Genomic DNA, 23144 nt, shown 5'->3' with positions numbered 1-23144 from the left:
GAGACTACACGAGAAAGTCACGAGTCGGCAACACACTGGTTAATTTAAATACCGTTTTCGAGCTGAAAAATCATTTTTTCGGCACTAAATGCGAAGTTGAGCAATAAAGTGACCTCTGAATTTTCTGATTTAATCTCGGTTTTTATCTCCTCGAATCGTTCTTTTGCTTTCGCAGACATAGCTTCGGCTTCTGCCTGAGCTGCATCTCCGGTAAAACTTACCACTAGCTGGGTATCATGTTCATCAATCACAGCCCCAATATCGGCATAGCTACCACAGTCGCTGCAAGTATCGTTGACTAGATCTGATTGGGCATTCTTAATATTTTTCATGTTTTAAAGACTCTAAAATAAACTATGTCATTTATTATACGTCAACTTCTTAAATCCTACGCGACATAGCTCAGGGTTAGATCACAAAACCTTATAATTTCGCATATTTAGTCATAGTATTATTTAGAGTATGAACTCACTCAGGCCAATACTTCGCTCATCTGGCGTTGCTGAGACAGTTAATGCGACAAAATGTATCGATTCAGGCTGCTCTCTAACAAGATAATTCCTATCGACATTGCTCAAGGTAGAGTGTGGGGCTCACTGACTTAACTGATTCAGGCCAATACTTCACTCATCTGACGTTGCAGGGATAGCTGATCGACAAAATGCATCACTTCGGGTCTATACGGTTCACCTTGGTTTTCACCTTGAGTACTGGAGCGATATTTTTGCCTGACATTTAAGTCACAGTTAGCCAAAACCTGCTGCATATCTAACGATTCTTCACCTCTGGTAACGATAGCCTCCGGCTTTAGGGCCTGCATAAGTTGGAATGCTCTGGCACCGCCCAGATGAAACTGTTCACTGTTGTCTACCGGTGATGGCTCGACTGTTAAGTCAGTAATTAATGTCTCTTCAATCGGAAGGTCAAACTTAGCTCTGAGCTCAGCTTCCAGAGTTAAGGCATTATCTTTAATGTGAAACTGAGCCATATCTCTTGCATCTGTCGACAATAAAGCAAGCAATAGCGCAAACTCCCCCCTTCTATCGCTATCTACTGCGCGATTGAGGCGAGAGCCTAATTGTGTCTCATTAACTAATATCTTACCTGGCTGCATAAAAAAACATCAACAAATCAACTCGTTGATAGTTAATCGACCGCTTGAACAAGAACTTTAGAATTAATTTCAATATTGGCTTTACTCCGCAAACGTTTGTGACTATTATTGCCGCCGCAAGTGAGGAGGGGTTCCCGAGTGGCCAAAGGGATCAGATTGTAAATCTGACGGCTCAGCCTTCGAAGGTTCGAATCCTTCTCCCTCCACCATTTGTGTACTCTGCTTTTTCAAGAGAGAGAAAGTGTAGAAAGTAAGATAAAGATATATGTGGAGGGGTTCCCGAGTGGCCAAAGGGATCAGATTGTAAATCTGACGGCTCAGCCTTCGAAGGTTCGAATCCTTCTCCCTCCACCATCTTTAATTTATCGACAACATAAGTAACTTGATTTAAAAAAGTAAGAAGTAAAAATAAGTTGAAAAATGTGGAGGGGTTCCCGAGTGGCCAAAGGGATCAGATTGTAAATCTGACGGCTCAGCCTTCGAAGGTTCGAATCCTTCTCCCTCCACCATCTTCAATTTATTCGCTATAAGGTTTATCTGTAGTAAAAAGTTCGAAAGTAAAAAAGTAGAAAATGTGGAGGGGTTCCCGAGTGGCCAAAGGGATCAGATTGTAAATCTGACGGCTCAGCCTTCGAAGGTTCGAATCCTTCTCCCTCCACCACTTCTATCTATCCTTAATCTCCCTCTCTCGAAAGTCTGTTAAACCTCGTCTTATTAAAGCTCATTCCTGTTAGCGTTATTAGCACACTAGCCTGCTAGCACAGCAAATATTGCTCATCATTCGTTACACAAAAGCCAATTTTTTTATAAAAAAGCTATTACCTCCATTTGTCCCCAGCTCCATATCCTCTAGATTCCAGATACTCCATATATAATCTTCTGCTTTCGCTGTCATCACTAATGCATTTTAGCTATTATTTAGAACATTAAGTAACAATACCAATCAGTATAAGAAAGTGATCTACTCAGCGTGTTTTTTGGCAACTAATTCAAGGCGAATGTATGATGGAATGGTTGTTCCCTTGTAAGGCCATTCAACGCAGAAGTAGGCAGCCAAAAACACGCCTAACAGGCGAGTTTTAGTGCATCCGATGCTGTGTTAACGAACTTGAACGTAGAACAACTATGTTCTTCCCTCGTTGCCTTGCCTCAGAAGCACTAAATTCTCGCTGAGCGATCACATCTTTATACTGATTGGTATCACCTGAAATAAGAGAGAGCATGTCAAATTCATGGATTAATCAGGCTATCGCCACCATTGAGGCCGATTATCAACGTAGTGCAGACACCCATCTGATCAAGCTTGATATTCCGGCACTCGAAGGGATAGATATCTACCTTAAAGATGAGAGTACCCATCCAACGGGAAGCCTCAAACACCGATTGGCTCGTTCTCTTTTTCTTTATGCACTCTGCAATGGCTGGATTAAGAGTGACACGACCATTATTGAGTCATCATCGGGAAGTACTGCGGTATCAGAGGCCTACTTTGCACGACTGTTAGGTTTAGCCTTTATCGCAGTCATGCCACGTTCGACGGCAAAGAAGAAAGTCCAGCAAATTGAATTCTATGGTGGAACGTGTCACTTCGTCGAGCACTCCAGTGAGATCTATGCAGAGTCTGAGCGGTTAGCCAATAGCTTAAACGGCCACTATATGGATCAGTTCACCTTTGCTGAGCGGGCAACAGATTGGCGTGGCAATAATAATATTGCCAACTCCATTTTTGATCAGATGAGTCGCGAGCCGCACCCAATCCCGGATTGGATCGTGATGAGCCCGGGTACAGGGGGAACCTCAGCCACTATAGGGCGGTATATACGTTATCAACAGCTCGAAACAAAACTCTGTGTTGTTGACCCTGAAAACTCAGTTTTCTTCGACTACTACCAAAGCGGAGATAAGAGTGTTACCTCCTCAAAGGGCAGCAAGATTGAGGGTATAGGTAGGCCTCGAGCCGAACCTTCATTTATACCCGGCGTCGTCGATGCCATGGTTAAAATTCCGGATGCAGCCTCGATTGCGACCATATTTTGGTTGGAAAAAATGATAGGTCGAAAGGTGGGAGCCTCAACGGGTACTAACCTTTACGGCATTTTGCAGATTGCGACTCAAATGATCGCTGAGGGGAAAAAAGGATCCTTGGTAACCCTGTTATGTGACTCAGGAGATCGCTACCTTGACACCTATTACAACCCACAATGGGTAGAGGCTAACATAGGCGATCTTTCTCACTATGAGGCTAAACTGCAACAGGTTAGCCTCACCGGGAAGCTTGATTAGTCAATTTCTAAATATTTATGTGTCTGTATTGAGAGGCGCCAGTTACGCTCAATACAGACGCGCATCGCCAGTTCGGTCGCCCTACTCTTCTGACTGATAGGTTGTAAGCAGATGGTCTTCTCATCGAGGGAGATCCCTTTAAGTAAACAATCCAGATCATCGATATGCGCTTGGGTCGCAACCGGATGCTTGATCTCATTCGCTCTGATCAAGGCCTGATTTAAAATGGGGAGACCCGCCTTCATATTAATTTTTGGTGAAACCGTTACCCAGGTTTTATCTGAACATATCACCTCAAATGTGCCACTGGTCTCAATTTGAGTCGCGTAACCCGAAAGGTTCAGTGATTCAGTCAACGGGATCAGATCATGTAAACAGGGTTCTCCCCCCGTGATAACGACATGTTTTGCAGTAAAACCTTTTGCTTTGAAGTTGCTGATCAGCTCTTCAGCCGTAAGTTCGGCCCAACGCCCGATAGTGCCATCGACTTGAATCACCAATTCAGGCGCGACTCTATTTTCTTCTATCACATCCCATGTGTGTTTAGTGTCACACCAAGAGCAGCCAACCGGACACCCTTGAAGTCGAACAAAGATAGCTGGAACGCCGGTAAAAAAGCCTTCCCCTTGAATCGTCTCGAACACTTCATTTACAGGATATTTCATGATAAACCTCAAAAAGAACGGGCGGCATTTATAGAGTATTTTTTGCTTGCAGGCAAGTATTGATTAGCCTTTCAGGTTTTGCTCGGATTAAATCCCCAATGATTAAGCCATTATTCCGCCTCGAAGAGTTGCAAGCTAACCCTCGTCAGTTAAAATAGTCACAGTTTAATTCAGTAAGAAATCATTTATGTCAAAAGTGTCAAAAGCGGTAGTTGTATTTAGTGGCGGACAAGATTCGACCACCTGTCTGATCCAAGCACTCAATCAATATGATGAAGTACATGGTATTACGTTCGACTACGGACAGCGCCATAGTCAGGAGATTGAGGTAGCCAGATCTCTGGGTCAACGCCTCGGGTTGGTCAGTCATAAGATATTGGATGTCTCTATGCTCAATGAGTTAGCCATATCAGCCCTAACTCGAGATTCAATTGAAGTATCCAATGAGCTTATGGAAAATGGATTACCCAATACTTTTGTACCCGGCAGAAATATTCTGTTTCTCACTCTGGCAGGGATCTACGCGTACCAATTAGGCGCCGACTCCGTCATTACCGGCGTCTGTGAAACCGATTTTTCAGGCTACCCGGATTGCAGAAATGACTTCGTTAAGACGATGGAGTCGGCATTGAATCAAGGAATGGATCGACAATGTAAAATCGTCACCCCCTTAATGTGGTTAAATAAAGCCGAGACCTGGGCTTTAGCCGACCAATATAAGAGCCTCGAGTTAGTCAGAGATGAAACATTAACCTGTTATAACGGCATCATTGGCAATGGGTGCGGGACCTGCCCTGCTTGTCTTCTCAGACAAAGTGGCTTAGAGGACTACAGTAATAACAGGGAGCAAGTTCAATCGGACTTAGCATCTAAATGTCACAAATAAAGTGTAAAAAATAAAGTGTCAAAATCAAAGCCGTTTATACGCAGTAGTTATCTCATTGCAGCACTGATCAGCCTGTGCTGCATTCTCCTGTATGCTATGGAAACTGACTCATTACTGGCATTTCGCCGTAGTGCGATCACTAATGGTGAATATTGGCGACTCTTCACCGGCAACCTACTGCATACTAATCAATGGCACCTGCTGATGAACCTGGCTGGCCTTTGGGTGCTCCTGTTACTCTTTAAACCTCATTTTAAAGCGCTTACTTTCACCTTGATATTTTCGGCATTATGCTTACTTCAAGGCCTTGGGTTATATCTCTTCTATCCGGGCCTGCTGGGCTATGTCGGTTTGAGTGGGATGTTACATGGCCTGTTTACTTACGGGGCGATAAGAGATATCTCAACGGGGCTTAAGTCGGGTTACTTGCTGCTGTTAGGAGTCATTATCAAGGTCGCCTATGAGCAGATATTTGGTGCGAGCGAGCAGGTAACAGAGATGATTGGTGCCCGGGTCGCCACCGAGGCTCACTTAATCGGCGTCATCACAGGCATTTTGGTCGTGGCTTTGGTCAGTTTTACCACCAAGCTGAAACCTAAAGTCAATATCTGAAAATATGGGGCCTAAGCTAAGCCCCACAACCTTCAACTCTTATGCTTTAATCAGTGCCTCTCGCAATTTTGCAACCTGATCGCGAAGTGCAGCCGCCTGTTCAAACTCAAGGTTCTTAGCATGCTCATGCATCTGTTTCTCTAATGCGTCCATTTGATGGCTGAGTGTCGCAATGTCGGGCCCGCCGTAAGGCGCCCTGGACTCAGCAACCTTGTTATTGTCAACATCTTGTCCATCTGCGCTCTTGTCACCCACATCCATAACGTCGGTGATCTTCTTAGATACTCCCTTAGGAACGATGCCATTATCGAGATTAAATTGATGCTGTAGTTTACGACGTCGCTCGGTCTCCCCCATCGCACGGGACATCGAATCCGTTATCTTATCGGCATAGAGGATAACCTTGCCGTTAATATTTCGCGCGGCGCGGCCAATGGTTTGAATGAGTGAACGTTCTGAGCGTAAGAAGCCCTCTTTATCGGCATCGAGTATGCATACCAGCGAAACCTCAGGTAGATCCAACCCTTCTCTTAACAAGTTAATTCCAACCAGCACATCGAACACACCTAAACGTAGGTCTCTGATGATCTCCACTCGTTCAACCGTATCGATATCAGAGTGCAGATATCTGACCTTTATCCCGTGCTCATCGAGGTATTCAGACAGGTCTTCTGACATACGTTTAGTCAAGGTTGTCACGAGTACACGCTCATTTACCTTTACTCGTTGAGCAACTTCAGAAAGTAAGTCATCAACTTGAATAGCGATCGGACGAACTTCCAGCACAGGATCCAGTAGCCCTGTTGGTCTGATGACCTGCTGGGCGACCTCACCATCACTCTTATCTACCTCGTATTGACTGGGTGTTGCCGACACATAGATTGTTTGCGGCATCAGTCTTTCAAACTCTTCAAACTTCAATGGCCGGTTATCCAATGCAGATGGTAATCGAAACCCATACTCGACCAGATTAGATTTTCTGGATCTATCCCCTTTGTACATAGCACCTATTTGCGGAACGGTCACATGTGACTCATCTATGATCAACAGTCCGTCATCGGGAAGATAATCAAGTAGAGTCGGCGGACCATCACCCTCAGCTCTACCGGATAGGTATCTGGAATAGTTCTCAATACCGGAGCAGTAACCCAGCTCGGTCATCATCTCGATATCATATTGCACACGTTCGTTAATTCTTTGCGCCTCTATCAGCTTATTATTATCTAATAGTTGCTTCTTCCTTATCCTTAACTCCTCCTTGATCTCTTCGGTCGCAGCTAGAATTTTCTCACGTGGTGTGACGTAATGGCTCTTAGGGTATATGGTGGTTCTGGCAATGCGCTTACTGATATGACCCGTTAGCGGATCGAATAAACTTAAACGTTCTATCTCTACATCAAACAGCTCAACACGAATAGCCTCTTTATCCGAATCGGCAGGGAAAATATCGATGACTTCCCCTCTGACTCGATAAGTCCCCCGCTTCAATTCGATATCATTACGGGTATATTGCAACTCGCTTAACCGCTTTAAGATATCTCTCTGATCCATGAAATCACCTTGTCTCAGGTGTAATAACATCTTCAAGTAAGAATCGGGATCGCCCAGACCGTAGATGGCCGATACTGACGCGATGAGAACCACATCTTTGCGTTCTAACAGGGCTTTTGTTGCTGAGAGTCTCATCTGTTCTATATGTGCATTAACCGAAGCATCTTTTTCTATAAAGGTATTTGTCGATGGCACATAGGCTTCGGGTTGGTAATAATCGTAATAGGAGACAAAATACTCAACCGCATTGTGTGGAAAAAACTCCTTCATCTCACCATATAATTGAGCGGCCAAGGTTTTATTAGGCGCCATGATAATAGTAGGCCTGGCTAGCTGCTTGATCACATTAGCAATAGTAAACGTCTTACCTGAGCCGGTTACACCGAGTAAAGTTTGGCACGCAACTCCGGACTCTATACCATCAACCAGCTTTTCAATTGCTTTAGGTTGATCCCCTGCCGGACTGTATTGAGATTCAAGTTGAAACGTAGATTCTGTCACAGAGTTCTTCCCCATATAATTAGCCCTCCATTTTATACTAATCCTCATGAATATGTGATCATTGTTCGTTAATGAAACATTAACTAAGATAAGAAGCTTCATCTGACACTCATTACTTAAGTTCATGAGTCTAATTTTATTCACTAGAGGCATGATGAGAAACGAAAATATCAATCTTCTCCCTTGATTGTTCGGTTCTTAACATAACAAACGTGACATATTTTTGTTTTAAGCATGAAATTTTATAACATGGAAAACTCAGGCCAAAAATGGTTAATATATCGCCGCAAACCCAATGAAAATGCCAAATTAATACACAAGATAGAGCATTCATTCAGTTACATTTAAGCAACAGGCCAATATAAGATTTAAAGAAGTTCTTGATTTTCGTATCACACTGTAAACAAAGGGTTTTATTTACATACAAAAATGATGTGCATTTTAAGCTCAAGTCCCTATTTATGAGGCTTTGAAACACATTTTTCGGCTTAACTCACAGGTTTATCCACAGATTTAGTGGATAAGTCAATCTAACCCTGATTACACGTGGCTTTTGGAGGATTCAGCCTGATGGGACATGTCATAAGAAATGTATGTAATTTTGCTACATTTGAAACTGAATTAACCTTTCTTCGGTTCTACATCTTATAATGGCGATGCTAAAAACATATCACCTTGTATATGTCACCTTGTATATGTCACCTTGTATAGAGTGCCCTAATTAATGACTGCTAAGCCATGACATCTTCACTAATTATAATTGGCATTTAACCGTAGACAAACACACTCTCTCACAACCAGTCTCCAGTTTGCACCGCTAATGCGTAAGACTAATACCAATCGGTATAAAGCAAAGGAAAAGGTTTAGGTAAAGAAGCCTTAAGCATCCCCGCTCAAAAGTCGCTTACTACAAGTAAACGACTTTATCTCACGACTTAGAAGTGACTACCCGCTTACGCGGCAAACTTCTAACCTCATCCCTATAGATACTGCATATCTAATTACTAAGCATTTTTTCTCGAACTGAATAAGAGATAAAAATCACCTTTCTATCAGCCTTTTATTGAAATGCCCGCATCCGAATAAAATTTGTCCCCATCAAAATGGCCAGACAAGCATCAAAACGATGGAATCTACATCATGATGGACGTTAGATGAGCACTTAACAGCTTAATTACACTTTTTTTTGTTACTCGAGTTGACTCATCATGAAGAGCGATTTAATATGCGCTCCGTCTTCAACGACGAATAGCTTAAACGTTTCCCCTGTAGTTCAGTTGGTAGAACGGCGGACTGTTAATCCGTATGTCACTGGTTCGAGTCCAGTCTGGGGAGCCAAAGTTATTTTAAAGTGAAGCACAACAGGTGTTTACCTGTTTAATAATGATGTTCCCCTGTAGTTCAGTTGGTAGAACGGCGGACTGTTAATCCGTATGTCACTGGTTCGAGTCCAGTCCGGGGAGCCAAATTATTAAACTCACTTGTTAATGATAAAGTAAAATCGATTCCCCTGTAGTTCAGTTGGTAGAACGGCGGACTGTTAATCCGTATGTCACTGGTTCGAGTCCAGTCTGGGGAGCCACTTTATTATTTACAATAAACATCGTTGAAAAATCGATTCCCCTGTAGTTCAGTTGGTAGAACGGCGGACTGTTAATCCGTATGTCACTGGTTCGAGTCCAGTCTGGGGAGCCACTTTTTCAAAAATAAACTAGTCATTCCCCTGTAGTTCAGTTGGTAGAACGGCGGACTGTTAATCCGTATGTCACTGGTTCGAGTCCAGTCTGGGGAGCCATTAGTTTATTAGTAATATTTAATTCGATTCCCCTGTAGTTCAGTTGGTAGAACGGCGGACTGTTAATCCGTATGTCACTGGTTCGAGTCCAGTCCGGGGAGCCAAATTAAAAACACTTGTTTAATAGATATAAATCGATTCCCCTGTAGTTCAGTTGGTAGAACGGCGGACTGTTAATCCGTATGTCACTGGTTCGAGTCCAGTCTGGGGAGCCATATATTTCATTCTTTTGCTCTATTCCCTCCAAAATCAGCATTAAATTTTCGCTCTGCCTAGTTTTCAGATAGAATAACCTCCAGAATTTACTAAAATTAATATAAATTTTCATTTCTGCGTATGGATTCTTTATGAGCTTAACAAAAATATTTCAAAGCTTTTTATTTGTCCTCTTTGTCGGTATCTGTTTCCTCGTATACGTAGAACAAACCCATTTACTCTCAGAAAAAGCCCATTCCAGACTCGCACTTTATCAAAATAGCTTTAATACCGAACAAACCTTGCCGTCCCATGGCAATGAACTCTTAGCCGAATTAGAAAAACAGGACAAATTTCAATTCTTTCAATATATCCATAGTACGGATAGCAGCTATAACCTTACCCAAGGCGAGTTAATTTCGGTTTCTAATCACCCTCTGGCTCCACTATTTCCAATAGAGATGTCTGATACCCGCACTTTCGAAGAGGGCAGACTACAGATAAAGCTTTTCAAAGAAGATATCGTCGATGCTGCAATAGCTAATTTTCAAAATGCAATAATCATCTTGGGAACGGCGTACCTGCTTGTTGCCGTCACTTTTTTTCTCTTGATGTTAAGGCTTAAGCGGGCGATCAGATACTCGGCTAACTATATTGCAGGCCTTTCAAATCACTCATTTGTCGCTTTTGAAGCCTCAAAACTCGGCTCAGAGTTAAAACCTATTGGACTGGCGCTGGAAAAGTTAAAAGTAAAGCTCAAGACGAACTTAGAACAAGCCGCCGATGAGAATGAAAAGTTGGCAAAAGTCGCTTATCAAGACCCTGTTACCGGCTTAGCCACACGCACCGTATTTACACAAAAATTAGAATCTTTTTCAGAACTGAGTAAAGAGCACATTGGTCTGATGGCGATTGTAAAAGCCTCTGAATTGGCACAAGTAAATGATAACTTTGGTCGTACTGCCGGTGACGACTATTTATTAGAAGTCGCCAACTGCATTCGCAAATCTCTGAGTGATTTTCCGGACTCAGAATGCTACAGAATTTCGACAGCCGATTTTGCTGTGTTCATTCCAGGTCTTATCCTTAAAGATGGCATACCCTTTCTTGAATCATTAAAATCGCTATTTGACGAATACCAACAATCCCTGAATACCGAATCCGTCGCTCATGTTGGGCTTGTGCCTTATCAACACGACAGTGACACGGTCAAATTACTCACATTGGCAGATACGGCGGTAAGCATTGCCCAAACATTGGGACCAAACTGTTTTTATATGCAGGATAAGTTTAATGGCGATGAGGTATACGGGGACACACGCTGGAAAGAGGCCATCGATGACCTTATTCACAGACAAGCTCTTAAATTTTATCAGCAACCGATCCACCCCTGTAGAACCGAGGTATTAGTTTATAAAGAGTTGCTGACCCGTTTCTATAACAGTGAAGGGAAGTTTCTACCAACCACTACGGTTATCGCAATGGCTGAGCGCCACGGCATGATGTTAGATCTCGATAAACTCATCATCATAAACACGATTAAGATGCTGATTAATACCCCTGCCATGTCCGGAGCCTACGGCATAAATATTAGTGCCTCTTCTATTATGCAAGATGATTTTGTCGCCTGGATTAAAGATCTACTCGCAAAACAACGTCATATCGCAGCCAGATTAGTATTTGAAGTCAATGAATCTGGCATGCAATCCAATTTATCTGCCAGCCATAAGTTTGTTCGAATTATGCATAGCGTTGGTGCCAGGGTTTCAGTCGAACACTTTGGTATGGGCTTTACCTCCTTTAAATTTTTTAAAGAGGTGAGACCCGACTATATCAAACTCGACGGAAGCTACACCGATGGGATTGTTGAGGACACTAACAATAAGTTTTTCATTAAGATGATCGTCGATATAGCCAGAAGGCTCGGTATCAGGGTTATTGCGACGAGTGTTGAACGTCAGGAAGAGAAGCTGGTATTGGAGAGAATGCACGTCGATGGTTTACAAGGTTACTATATTTCACAACCCCAAGCTGCACAGACGATAGAGTAATAACGAAGCAAAAGAACAATTTCAGTAAAACCTTGTATTCTATGTGTTGTTTATAGACACAGAAAAGTCGATAATAGAGTGATAATTGCCTTCAAAAATGAATAAGAGATGAGTGAATATCTCCTGCTATTGATCAGCACTGTGTTGGTCAACAACTTTGTATTAGTCAAATTCCTTGGTTTATGCCCTTTCATGGGAGTGTCCAGCAAGCTCGAATCAGCCATTGGGATGTCGATGGCCACGACGTTTGTCCTTACTCTCGCGTCCGTATTGAGCTACTTGGTTAACCAATATCTGTTACTGCCTTTTGAGCTGGGCTACCTGAGAACGATGAGCTTTATTTTAGTCATTGCCGTCGTTGTTCAATTTACCGAAATGCTTGTCCAAAAAACCAGTGCCTCTCTCTACAGGGCTCTGGGGATATACCTTCCTCTTATCACAACTAACTGTGCCGTGCTCGGTGTTGCCTTACTGAATATCAGTGAGAAACATAACTTTATCGAGTCAGCTATCTATGGGTTTGGGGCTGCTGTCGGTTTTTCTCTGGTGTTGATCCTATTTTCGGCCATGCGTGAGCGCCTTGCCGCAGCCGATGTGCCTCTTCCGTTCAGAGGAGGAGCCATTGCGATGATCACAGCGGGTCTGATGTCTCTTGCATTTATGGGTTTTACAGGATTGGTTAAATAAGTATGTCCGGAATTTTTATCGCAATAATTTTACTGACAATTCTGGCACTCTTGTTTGGTATTTTACTCGGTTTTGCCGCAGAGAAATTTAAAGTGGAGGGCGATCCACTTGTCGACCAGTTAGAAGCTCTCCTGCCTCAGACTCAATGTGGTCAGTGTGGATATCCTGGCTGCCGTCCCTACGCCGAGGCGATTGCCAACGGCGAAAAAATCAATTTGTGCCCGCCCGGTGGCAGTGCCACGATGGAAAAGTTAGCCGAGATGGCAGGGGTTGAACCTGAGCCCCTTTCGGCCACCGAAGAGGTACAAGTCAAGAAAGTCGCTTATATCCGTGAAGAGGAATGTATAGGCTGCACTAAGTGCATTCAAGCCTGTCCTGTCGATGCCATCTTAGGCAGCGGTAAGTTGATGCACACAGTTATCACCGACTACTGCACCGGCTGTGACCTTTGCGTAGCGCCCTGCCCGGTTGATTGCATAGATATGCTCCCCGTTGAACAAACCGTGAAAAATTGGGATTGGAAGCTTAATGCTATTCCCGTAAAAACCTTGGATGAGGATTGCCAGTGCTAACTTTATTTGAACAGATTGATAAAGGAACACTTTGGCGTTCAATTGGCGGTATCCACCCCCCGGAGAGAAAGACCCTCTCAAACAGAACTTCCATTGCATCATTGGCCTTAGCCGATGAGTATATCGTCCCGCTGAACCAAGTCGGTGAATCGTCAGTCCTCGCTATCTCAGAGGGCGATTATGTCACTAAGGGCATGCTTTTAACACGCGGCACCCACTTTGGTCACCTGCCTGTTCATGCACCGACATCGGGTCATGTGACTAAGATTGAACAGCGTCCCAGTAACCATGCATCCGGGCTTCCGGTGCTAAGTTGTGTCATTACCCCTGATGGGCAGGATACACTTACACCTGATATACATGCCCCACTCTCATGGAGCGACATTGCATCTTGGTCAAACCAAGAGATCTTAAGAAAAATTCAGGATGCCGGTATCGCAGGTCTCGGCGGCGCGGCATTTCCTACCCATATCAAGCTCAACCCTGCCAGTGACATTGAACTGCTGATCATCAACGCCATTGAATGTGAGCCATACATCACAGCCGATGACATGCTCATGCGCGAGCATAGTGATGCGATATGCTTAGGGATCGCCATTATCCACCGTCTGCTTCAGCCTAAACGGCTGATAATCGCAGTTGAAGATAACAAGCCTGAAGCTATCGAAGAGATGCACCACGCGTTAAACCGCAGTCAACTCCCCAAAGAGGGAGTCAGGATAACCAGTGTCCCTACACTTTATCCTTCCGGCGGCGAGAAACAGTTAATACAGATTTTAACCGGTGAAGAGGTGCCTTCAGGTTCTATTCCGGCACAACTCGGGATAGTCGTCCAAAACATAGCGACCAGCTACGCTATCACAGATGCGGTCTTAAGAAGCTACCCGCTTATTGAACGGGTTGTCACTGTCACCGGCAATAACACATCCAGTCCCGGTAATTATTGGGTACCTATTGGTACACCAATATCTCACCTGTTAACTCAGACAGGGTTCAGAGGCAATGAGACCGATAAGGTTATTATCGGTGGCCCCATGATGGGTTATGCCCTATACAATGACAGCGCACCCATCATAAAGGGCAGTAACTGTCTACTCTTGCCCGATAGTAATGAGCTGGCCCCGGCCGCAAAAGAACTAGCCTGTATACGCTGTGGAGAGTGTGCTCAAGTATGCCCGGCTCAACTCTTGCCACAACAACTGTTTTGGCATGCAAAAGCCAAAGAATACGATAAAGCCGTCAATTTCAATCTTGCAGATTGCATCGAATGTGGATGTTGTACCTACGTTTGTCCCAGTAATATTCCACTGGTCGAGTATTACAGGATCGCCAAATCTGCGGTAAAGACGGAAGCTGAAGAGAAGAAACAAGCCGAACTGGCTAAGCAAAGATTTGAATTGAGAACTCAGCGGTTAGAGGATGAACGACTCGCCCGTGAAGCGAAGCAAAAAGAAGCCGCCGAACGACGTAAATCAAATATGTCCACTACAGATAAAGATGCCGTAGCTGAGGCCATGGCCAGAATTAAAGCCAAAAAGGCTGCTTCGGGCTCAAATGTCCCCACTAATGCACCAGACACTCCCGATAATAAGCGCAAGGATGTCTCTGCAGCAATTGCTCGTGCTAAGGCTACGAAGGCCGCGCAAAATAAACCTGATGACGCCTCAGGCCATTCACAGCCTACAGAGGCCAATTCGGGCGATGATAAGAAGGCTCAAATTGCTGCAGCAGTTGCCAGAGCAAAGGCTAAAAAGGCAGCGCAGCAAGATTCTGAAACTGATAGCAATGAACAGCTGGCGGCTTCTGTAGACGTAAGTAAGCCGTCACAAGAGGTGGTCACCCCCGTCGATGATAAGAAAGCTAAGATTGCCGCAGCGGTTGCCAGGGCTAAGGCTAAAAAGGCCGCGCAGCAAGCCTCTGAAACTGATAGCAATGATATGCTGGCGGCTTCTGTAGACACAAGCAAGCCATCACAAGAGGTAGCCCCCCCCGTCGATGATAAGAAAGCTAAGATTGCTGCAGCCGTTGCCAGGGCTAAGGCTAAAAAGGCCGCGCAGAAAGCCTCTGAAACTGGTAGCGGTGATGAACTTGTGACTTCTGTAGACATAAGCAATCCATCACAAGAGGTAGCCCTCCCCGTCGATGATAAAAAAGCTAAGATTGCTGCAGCCGTTGCCAGGGCTAAGGCTAAAAAGGCCGCGCAGAAAGCCTCTGAAACTGGTAGCGGTGATGAACTTGTGGCTTCTGTAGACATAAGCAATCCATCACAAGAGGTAGCCCTCCCCGTCGATGATAAAAAAGCTAAGATTGCTGCAGCCGTTGCCAGAGCAAAGGCTAAAAAGGCCGCGCAGAAAGCCTCTGAAACTGGTAGCAGTGATGAGCTTGTGGCTTCTGTAGACGCAAGCGACGCACCACAAGAGGTAGCTTCCCCGGTCGATGATAAGAAAGCACGGATAGCCGCAGCGGTCGCCAAGGCAAAGGCTAAAAAAGCAATGTTAAAAACAGAAAGTGAAAAGGAATAACTGATGGCGTTTAAGATTGCCTCTTCGCCTCATTTGAGTCGTAGTTTTCAGACCAGCTCTTTAATGCAGCGTGTCATCTTATGTGCCCTACCCGGTGTCGCGGTGCAGTGTTTCTTTTTTGGCTGGGGTACTGTTATACAAGCCCTGCTCGCCATGAGCGTTGCATTATTAAGTGAAGCAGTTGTACTTAAACTCAGAGCACGCAACGTCACTGATACACTCAGAGATAACAGCGCGCTACTAACAGGATTGCTCATAGGTATCGCAATTCCCCCCCTCGCACCTTGGTGGGTAACTGTGATAGGAACCCTGTTTGCGATAGTGATAGTCAAACAACTTTACGGCGGTCTTGGGCATAATATTTTTAACCCTGCCATGGCGGCCTATGTCATGTTACTGATCTCATTTCCTGTACAGATGACGAGTTGGGTTGCCCCCTCAGTGATAGCGAGTCAGCCGGTAGACTTTATTCATAGTCTACAGATGATTTTCACCGGCGCCTCTTCGTCTGAGATCAATGCCTATAAACTCGGGTTTGATGGCATATCGATGGCAACCCCACTCGATACCATCAAAACGGATTTGGCCATGGGTCTGACTACAACCGAGAGTCTTTCAAAAGCTATCTTTTCAGATGGATTTGGTGTGGGTTGGTTTTGGGTCAACCTGGCATATCTTGCCGGTGGCTTAGTCATGTTGAAACTCAAGGTCATTCGTTGGCATATCACTGCCGGCATATTAGCTGCCCTGTTTATCTGTTCCGGTGTTGGCTACCTGCTTAACCCCGATACATTTACTGGTCCCCTGTTGCATCTGTTTTCTGGTGCAACCATGTTGGCAGCCTTCTTCATTGCTACCGATCCTGTAACGGCGGCAACCAGCGTAAGAGGACGCTTAGTCTTTGGCGCCTTGATCGGTATCCTGGTTTATATCATTCGAACGTTTGGTGGCTATCCGGATGCCTTTGCATTTGCCATTTTATTAGCCAACCTCTGTGCTCCTTTTATCGATCATTACATGAAACCTAGGGCCTACGGCCATAGATCAGCGACTTAAGCAGACCGGAGTTTTACTTGAAAAAATCTATGATAAAAAACGGTTTGCTACTGGGTGTATTCGCACTTTTTTGTACTGCACTCGTGGCTGTCGTCAACCAGCAAACCTTCGACAAGATAAAGCAGCAGCAGCGACTCGAGTTAAAACGGGTGTTACATCAAATCGTCCCCGATGAACTTCATGATAATGAACTCACTGAATACTGTATTCTTATTCATGATGAAGATGCATTAGGTATCGATGAGCCCTTGTCTTCATACATAGCGACTAAGCAGAGTCTTCCCGTTGCTATCGCAATAGAAGCTGTTGCGCCTGACGGATATAACGGTAATATCAGACTCATCATAGGCATCAATACCGCGGGTGAAGTACTGGGTGTAAGAACCCTGAATCACTCAGAGACGCCAGGCCTTGGTGACAAGATTGATTTAAGAAAATCAGATTGGGTATTGGGCTTTAATAATAGAAGCATACAAGATGAAAAGGATAGACTCTGGCTGGTCAAAAAAGATGGCGGAGATTTCGATCAATTTACCGGTGCAACCATTACTCCCAGAGCCTACGTTAAAGCGGTAAAGAATGCCCTGCTGTATTTCAATTCAAATAAAGATACCTTGCTAACAAGGCCTGCAAATTGCGAGGTTAACTACCAATGAATAGTGTGCTGAATGAATACAAGACGATTGCAATACAAGGGTTATGGAAAAATAACCCTGGTTTAGTGCAACTGCTAGGACTTTGCCCTCTGCTTGCTGTCACGGCGACACTGACCAATGCTCTGGGGCTAGGCCTTGCGACTATGGCCGTGCTCATTGGTTCGAATGTGCTGGTCTCACTGGTGAAATTTTATGTTCCGCGAGAGATCCGTATCCCTGTATTTGTCATGATAATCGCTGCCCTGGTCACCTGTGTGCAACTGCTGATTAATGCTTATGCTTACGGCCTATACCTCTCACTGGGCATTTTCCTGCCGCTGATCGTCACCAACTGCGTGATCATTGGACGTGCCGAGGCTTTTGCATCACGCAACTCTTTGCTTAAGTCCGCTTTCGATGGCTTCATGATGGGCTTAGGCTTTCTGCTTGTCCTTGCCGTACTCGGAGCGTCTCGTGAGATCTTAGGGCAAGGGACGCTATTTGAAGGCGCAGATCTGCTGCTTGGCGATTGGGCGGCCAGCCTCACGATTCACCTTTGGCAGGTCGATACCAACTTCTTGCTCGCCATGTTACCACCAGGGGCATTTATCGGTATGGGCTTCCTGATAGCATTCAAAAATATTGTCGATAAGCAAATTGCTGACCGCTCAACGACGCCCGCTGTAACCGAAACGGTTACTCGTGCCAGAATAACGAAAGTTAGCTAATCTGCATTCATTAAAAGAGTAAAGAAAAAGAGATGAACAAGTCTAAACGAATACAGATCCTTGAGATCTTAAGAGAGAATAACCCTCACCCCGAAACTGAGCTTAATTTCTCCAGTCCGTTTGAGTTGCTCGTTGCGGTCACACTCTCGGCTCAGGCAACTGACGTCAGTGTCAATAAAGCCACCGATAAGCTATTCCCCGTTGCCAATACGGCCCACGCCATCCACGCTCTGGGTGTTGATGGTCTAAAAGAGTATATAAAGACAATTGGTCTTTATAACAACAAGGCAATTAATGTTATTAAGGCCTGTGAAATACTCATCGAAAAGTTTAATGGTGAAGTGCCGGAGGATCGCGAAGCGCTCGAATCACTACCGGGTGTAGGCAGAAAAACCGCCAATGTGGTACTCAATACCGCATTTGGATGGCCTACCATTGCCATCGACACGCATATTTTCCGAGTCGCTAACAGAACAAAATTTGCAATGGGCAAGAATGTTGTCGATGTCGAGGATAAGATGCTGAAAGTGGTCCCCAGTGAGTTTATGGTCGACGTACATCACTGGTTCATCCTTCACGGACGCTACACCTGCATAGCAAGAAAGCCCCGCTGTGGCAGTTGCCTGATTGAAGAACTTTGTGAATTCAAAGACAAAGTCTATCCTGAGTAAGCATTATCCGAAACAAAAAAAGCCGCATAGCGGCTTTTTATTTATCTGCATTTTCGCTTTACGCTTAGAACAAGCAAACGAAGAAAACCGATAAAAACACGCCAATGATAACTGTGGTACTGACGGCCATTTTTAATTCTGTGTTCATTTAAGACTCTCATTAGATGGTAGTGATAGTTCCCTATCGCATTATCTAAAGAAATAACATAGATTCAAACCGATAAATATTGAAAGTGTGATCTAATACCAACCGGTATAAGAAAGTGATCTACTCAGAGTTTTTTTGGCAAACTAATTCAAGGCGAATGGATGAGGGAATGGTGATCCCTTCTGAAGTTATTCAACGCAGAAGTAGGCCGCCAAAAACACTCCTGAAAGGCGAGTTTTAGTGCATCCGATGCTGTGTTAACGAGCTTAAACGTAGAATAACTAGGTTCTTCACTCGTTGCGAGCAACATGGATGTTGCAAATGCCATTTATGCAGGAGCAATTAATGGCCTTGCCTCTGAAGCGCTAAACTCTCGCTGAGCGATCACATCTTTATTCCGATTGGTATCAACTCAAGTTAATAAATAACGATATTTTCTGATCATCACGCGGACCTAATCTAAAGTATTCGGCTATAATCGCAGCCATAAATAATAAATCACTCGAGGTAACCATGTCTCAACTTCTACACACCATGATCCGTGTCGCTAACTTAGAAAAAAGCATACATTTTTATACCCAAATCATGGGAATGAAGCTACTGCGAAAATCTGAAAATAGTGAGTACCGCTACACACTCGCCTTTGTCGGATTCGATGATGAGTCAACGGGTAGTGCCGTGATCGAACTCACCCATAACTGGGACACTGATAGCTATGATCAAGGAAATGCCTTTGGCCACCTAGCCATTGGAGAAGAGGATATCTATGCCCGCTGTAAGGCCATCGAAAATGCCGGCGGTAAGATTGTTAGGGCACCGGGCCCTGTGGCTGGCGGGAGTACAGAAATAGCCTTCGTTGAAGATCCAGACGGTTATAAGATCGAATTAATTCAGATGAGCTCGGCAACCCAAGGATTAGGTTAACGTTATTTATACCAATCGGTATAAGAAAGTGGTCAACTCAGAGTTATTTTTGGCTGCATAATTCAAGGCGAAAGAGTGAGGAATGGTGATCCCTTTTGAACTCATTCAACACAGAAGTAGGCTGCCAAAAATACTCCTGAATGGCGAGTTTTAGCACTTGTGATACGGCGTTAACGAGCTTAAACGTAGAATAACTATGTTCCTCACTCGTTGCCTTGCCTCACAAGCGCTAAACTCTCGCTGAGTGACCACACCTTTATACCGATTGGTATTACTGTTTCAACAAGCATAAAAAAAGCGCCTTACGGCGCTTTTCTCCATCGAGTTAACGATGTTTTTTCACTAGAACTTGACGGTTACGCCAGCGTAATATTGGCGACCAATGGTGTCATACACTTCTGGTACAGTACCACCGGCACTACCGTTAGACACATTTGATGGCTCTTCGTCAGTCAGGTTCTTAACGCCCGCACTCACCATCCAAGTATCATTGAAGTAATAAGATGCTGATACGTTGTGATATAGAATAGCATCAACCTTAGTACCTTCACCTAAGTCATCCATTTCACCAATATAACGGTTGAAGTACATGACGCTCCAATCATCTTGACCCGCTTTAATGCTGAAGTTGTTACGAACTTGAGCATAAGCACCGAAATTACCATCGATGGTATTTGTGTAATCAACGCCATCTTGCTCAAAGTTCAGCAAATAGGTGGTATCATTGCTTATTGTCCAATCTAAGCTCAACGCTTCAAAGCTATAGGCTAAGTTAAAATCGATACCGCTTGTATCTTGGTAGCCTACGTTAGTTAGCGAGTTTGTTAGGTTATCTAGATCGCCGTTTGGTCCAATGTTGAACGCTTCACATGCCGCCTGATCACCTGCAAAACAGTTGTTTAGGCCATTTTGTGTATCCATGCGAGCAATCGCGTTTTTAACTTTAAAGCGCCAGTAATCTACAGTTAACGACATGCCATCCACATAGCTAGGCGAATACACTAAGCCCGCAGTATATGACTCAGACTCTTCAGGTTTAAGATCTTCATCAGAGGTACGAATCACTAAGATCTGTGGGTCTTGCTCATTACCCCATGGATCATCCAGGTAATCGAATGAACCTGAGTTTCCGCCGTATAGCTCGCTAACGCTAGGAGCACGGAAGCCCGTCGCTGCTACGGTGCGGATCATCAAATCATCTGTCGCTTCGTATGTTAGACCAATTTTCCAGGTTGACGCATTACCAAATGTTGAGTAATCGTCAAAACGAAGTGCGAATTCACCGGTCAGCTTATCCGTAAATGGCACGCTGACTTCCTGGAATACAGAAATTACATTGTAGTTACCATCTGTTGGATCTTGCTGTGCAGCAGTACTTTCACCCGCAACCACAATAGGGTCTGGGTTGTAGTAACCGCTTTCGTAACGGTATTCAGCACCGATTGCATATGCCACAGCACCGGCATCAAGGTCAAATAACTCACCCGTTAGACCCGCAGAGAATACATGTTGCTCATTACCACCATCAGCTTCTTCAGTGTAAGCAACACTGTTCAGCAAATCCTGGTCTGTCATCGGCTGACCTGTCAACCAAGGATCTTGATCTGCATAGATTGCATCCGTCATGATTGATGCATTGATTGAGTTTTCTACCGCTGTTTTAGCTTTGTTTTTACCGTAAGTGTACGCAAGATCCCAATCCATACCGGTATTAACATCAATTGAACCTGCTAGACCTGCAGAGACGCGTAATGTATCAGTGTCCTGAGTATAGATACGAGGACCAACGTCACTCATGCGTTTTCTGTAGTTAACTTGGCCTTTGTCGTTTGGCGTGATGCCTGCATCGATCATATCTTGGTCAAGCTCTACACACTTAGTAGGATCGTCACCTGCTTCACAAACATCAAGGTCGAGATTAGCTGGTTGTGGCGCCAACTGCTGGTTTGACTTACGCTTGGTGTAAAGGATATCACCCGTTAGCACCAGATCATCGCCAAGTTCTTGCGTCATGTTAGCGAACAAGCTATAACGCTTACTCGGCGTTTGATAAAAGCTGTCTTGTGTATAATCGTAGCCTTCTTCACGGTCAACCCAGTTACCATTCTCATCTTTAACCATTCCGCCCAATGACCCGTTTGGAATGAATGAGCTGGCACCAGGATCTGTCCAGTCACGGTCAGACTGAACCACACCACGACGCTCGGAGTAAGCCGCACCGAATGTGTAGTTACCCGTATCAGTATTAAAACCGTAAAGGGCACTGATTTCGCCGTTTTCACCGTCGCTCTTATCAGTCATGCCACCAGTAACATCAATCTGGAAGCCTTCAAAATCTTTCTTAGTGATAATGTTTACAACACCGGCAATGGCGTCTGAACCATATACCGCTGAAGCGCCGTCTTTAAGGATCTCGACACGTGCAATCATAGCGACAGGAATAGAGTTCAGATCCACAGCGCTGTCAGCACCAGAACCTGAGTTCACCATGCGGCGACCATTTAACAATACCAGCGTACGCTGCGAGCCCATACCACGAAGGTCAACCTGAGCAACACCGTCTGAGCCATTGTTGGTGCTTGAACCCATTGCGGCACCAGCCATAGAAGTTTGTGCTTGTAGCATTTGGTCTACTGAAGTGAAACCTTCAGCTTTGATAGTCGCAGCATCAATCACTGTTACAGGAGATGCTGTTTCCATATCTTGTCGTTGAATACGGGAGCCGGTTACTGCAATACGTTCGACTTTAGCTTCTTCTGCCACCGCACTTGTTGATACGGTAAATGCTGTGGTTGATACTGAAGCAATTAAACCAAATTTAATTGCTGAGGCTAATTTACTACGAGAATGCTGCGATGTTCTTATCATTAAGACTTACTCCCTAACTTATGCTTATTTATTTTTATTACGCCTTTTGGATTTATTTATTGGCGTTGAAATTGATACTGAAGTTTCACCTTAATACAGTCAATCACTCAAACAATTAACTTATTAAAAATAACTGTTAAACAAAGCAACCTACATTGTAAGGAAAGCGTTAAATCAATCTAATCAGTTATTAATAAACCCGCTTATTTAGTTTTTATAACTGGCAAGAGTTAAATTTAACAGTTTTTAAAACTGCACAAGCTGCAACCTTTCACTAACCATGCAAAATACCAAAACTGTGACGCGCGTCACGAAAGTGGATTTTATTAATGGGCAGGACAAGTTCCTTGAAACAGTATTTTACACTCTTACAAGCTCAACTTTCTTGAATTGATAAAATTGTAAGCCTCCATACAGTTAGTTATCCTGTAAAATGCCAAAATATTATGCATTTGTAACAAAACGATGCAGTTACACCTCGATACTTTTGAGACGTAAATATTACCAACTTAGCGCACCAGTAAACATCTGAGCGCACAGGGCTATGCGCATTAATATCTTTGACATAATCAATAAATACCAATTAAGTTGTTAACAGATGAAATGGCGCAAAACAAAACAGATTTGAATTAATATATTTACATGCAGAACTGACTTGCTGAACAAAATAAACATTCATG

The 23144-nt window shown here is 44.2% G+C and carries 17 protein-coding genes and 11 tRNA genes; 23 read left to right on the top strand and 5 right to left on the bottom strand.

Translation table 11 applies throughout. From position 1 onward, the window contains the following. Positions 1-44: 44 nt before the first annotated feature. Both SSED_RS10700 and SSED_RS10695 read right to left on the bottom strand, forming a co-directional pair. Positions 45-332 (bottom strand): DUF406 family protein, encoded by a 288-nt coding sequence (locus tag SSED_RS10700; RefSeq protein ID WP_012142396.1) that lies wholly within the window; start codon positions 330-332, stop codon positions 45-47. Positions 333-610: 278 nt separating this feature from the next. Further along, positions 611-1114, bottom strand: coding sequence for a VC2046/SO_2500 family protein (locus SSED_RS10695; RefSeq protein WP_012142395.1), 504 nt, complete (start codon positions 1112-1114; stop codon positions 611-613). A gap of 124 nt (positions 1115-1238) precedes the next feature. Here SSED_RS10695 and SSED_RS10690 point away from each other — a divergent pair. The 5 genes from SSED_RS10690 to SSED_RS10670 all read left to right on the top strand — a co-directional run bounded on the left by SSED_RS10690 (position 1239) and on the right by SSED_RS10670 (position 3397). Beyond that, positions 1239-1323: transfer RNA gene (locus tag SSED_RS10690), tRNA-Tyr, on the top strand. A 60-nt stretch (positions 1324-1383) separates the two neighbouring features. Further along, positions 1384-1468: transfer RNA gene (locus SSED_RS10685), tRNA-Tyr, on the top strand. A 70-nt stretch (positions 1469-1538) separates the two neighbouring features. Then, positions 1539-1623, top strand: a tRNA-Tyr gene (locus SSED_RS10680). A 67-nt stretch (positions 1624-1690) separates the two neighbouring features. Further along, a tRNA-Tyr gene (locus tag SSED_RS10675) sits at positions 1691-1775 on the top strand. Positions 1776-2335: 560 nt separating this feature from the next. Then, the gene (locus SSED_RS10670) at positions 2336-3397 is read left to right on the top strand and encodes a PLP-dependent cysteine synthase family protein (protein WP_012142394.1); all 1062 of its coding nucleotides are present in this window, start codon (positions 2336-2338) and stop codon (positions 3395-3397) included. Here the strand turns inward: SSED_RS10670 and queE are convergent. Next, positions 3394-4062 (bottom strand): 7-carboxy-7-deazaguanine synthase QueE, encoded by a 669-nt coding sequence (gene queE, locus SSED_RS10665; RefSeq protein ID WP_012142393.1) that lies wholly within the window; start codon positions 4060-4062, stop codon positions 3394-3396. The genes SSED_RS10670 and queE overlap by 4 nt on opposite strands. Before the next feature lie 187 nt (positions 4063-4249). Here queE and queC point away from each other — a divergent pair, with 187 nt between their 5' ends. Continuing rightward, positions 4250-4948, top strand: coding sequence for a 7-cyano-7-deazaguanine synthase QueC (gene queC / locus SSED_RS10660; RefSeq protein WP_012142392.1), 699 nt, complete (start codon positions 4250-4252; stop codon positions 4946-4948). Between the two features lie 15 nt (positions 4949-4963). Next, positions 4964-5560, top strand: a complete 597-nt coding sequence (rrtA, locus tag SSED_RS10655; protein WP_223295971.1) for a rhombosortase — start codon at positions 4964-4966, stop codon at positions 5558-5560. 39 nt (positions 5561-5599) lie between these two features. Here rrtA and uvrB read toward each other — a convergent pair whose 3' ends face one another. After that, the gene (uvrB, locus tag SSED_RS10650) at positions 5600-7612 is read right to left on the bottom strand and encodes an excinuclease ABC subunit UvrB (RefSeq protein ID WP_041422101.1); all 2013 of its coding nucleotides are present in this window, start codon (positions 7610-7612) and stop codon (positions 5600-5602) included. Positions 7613-8874: 1262 nt separating this feature from the next. Between uvrB and SSED_RS10645 the strand changes: the two genes are divergently transcribed. The 16 genes from SSED_RS10645 to gloA all read left to right on the top strand — a co-directional run bounded on the left by SSED_RS10645 (position 8875) and on the right by gloA (position 19596). Then, positions 8875-8950 (top strand) — tRNA-Asn (locus SSED_RS10645). Positions 8951-9002: 52 nt separating this feature from the next. Next, a tRNA-Asn gene (locus SSED_RS10640) sits at positions 9003-9078 on the top strand. Positions 9079-9118: 40 nt separating this feature from the next. Next, positions 9119-9194: transfer RNA gene (locus SSED_RS10635), tRNA-Asn, on the top strand. Positions 9195-9231: 37 nt separating this feature from the next. Further along, positions 9232-9307, top strand: a tRNA-Asn gene (locus SSED_RS10630). Between the two features lie 24 nt (positions 9308-9331). Continuing rightward, positions 9332-9407: transfer RNA gene (locus tag SSED_RS10625), tRNA-Asn, on the top strand. 28 nt (positions 9408-9435) lie between these two features. Further along, positions 9436-9511: transfer RNA gene (locus SSED_RS10620), tRNA-Asn, on the top strand. A gap of 35 nt (positions 9512-9546) precedes the next feature. Next, a tRNA-Asn gene (locus tag SSED_RS10615) sits at positions 9547-9622 on the top strand. Between the two features lie 132 nt (positions 9623-9754). Continuing rightward, complete coding sequence (locus SSED_RS10610) at positions 9755-11653, top strand: EAL domain-containing protein (RefSeq protein ID WP_012142389.1); 1899 nt, start codon at positions 9755-9757, stop codon at positions 11651-11653. A 108-nt stretch (positions 11654-11761) separates the two neighbouring features. After that, on the top strand, positions 11762-12340 hold the full coding sequence (gene rsxA, locus SSED_RS10605) for an electron transport complex subunit RsxA (RefSeq protein ID WP_012142388.1): 579 nt from the start codon (positions 11762-11764) through the stop codon (positions 12338-12340). Positions 12341-12342: 2 nt separating this feature from the next. Next, entirely contained in the window at positions 12343-12912 is a 570-nt protein-coding gene (rsxB, locus tag SSED_RS10600) for an electron transport complex subunit RsxB (protein WP_012142387.1), read from the top strand. Beyond that, complete coding sequence (gene rsxC, locus SSED_RS10595) at positions 12906-15434, top strand: electron transport complex subunit RsxC (protein WP_012142386.1); 2529 nt, start codon at positions 12906-12908, stop codon at positions 15432-15434. Before rsxB ends, rsxC begins: the two co-directional genes overlap by 7 nt. Before the next feature lie 3 nt (positions 15435-15437). Further along, positions 15438-16490, top strand: coding sequence for an electron transport complex subunit RsxD (gene rsxD / locus SSED_RS10590; RefSeq protein WP_012142385.1), 1053 nt, complete (start codon positions 15438-15440; stop codon positions 16488-16490). 17 nt (positions 16491-16507) lie between these two features. Then, a complete protein-coding gene (gene rsxG, locus SSED_RS10585; protein WP_190273201.1) occupies positions 16508-17146 on the top strand; it encodes an electron transport complex subunit RsxG in 639 nt (212 codons plus the stop codon). After that, the gene (locus SSED_RS10580; RefSeq protein WP_012142383.1) at positions 17143-17853 is read left to right on the top strand and encodes an electron transport complex subunit E; all 711 of its coding nucleotides are present in this window, start codon (positions 17143-17145) and stop codon (positions 17851-17853) included. The genes rsxG and SSED_RS10580 overlap by 4 nt, the downstream gene beginning before the upstream one ends. Before the next feature lie 32 nt (positions 17854-17885). Then, the gene (nth, locus tag SSED_RS10575) at positions 17886-18524 is read left to right on the top strand and encodes an endonuclease III (RefSeq protein WP_012142382.1); all 639 of its coding nucleotides are present in this window, start codon (positions 17886-17888) and stop codon (positions 18522-18524) included. 661 nt (positions 18525-19185) lie between these two features. Further along, on the top strand, positions 19186-19596 hold the full coding sequence (gloA, locus tag SSED_RS10570; protein ID WP_012142381.1) for a lactoylglutathione lyase: 411 nt from the start codon (positions 19186-19188) through the stop codon (positions 19594-19596). Positions 19597-19938: 342 nt separating this feature from the next. Here the strand turns inward: gloA and SSED_RS10565 are convergent, their stop codons facing one another. Beyond that, positions 19939-22464 carry a TonB-dependent receptor gene (locus SSED_RS10565; protein ID WP_012142380.1) on the bottom strand — a complete coding sequence of 842 codons (2526 nt, stop codon included), beginning with the start codon at positions 22462-22464 and terminating at the stop codon, positions 19939-19941. Between the last annotated feature and the right edge of the window lie 680 nt (positions 22465-23144).

This window comes from Shewanella sediminis HAW-EB3 (assembly GCF_000018025.1).
GTDB classification, from domain to species: Bacteria; Pseudomonadota; Gammaproteobacteria; order Enterobacterales; family Shewanellaceae; genus Shewanella; species Shewanella sediminis.
The sequence above is the reverse complement of the archived record's forward strand: the minus strand, read 5'-3'. Positions and strand labels throughout refer to the sequence as shown.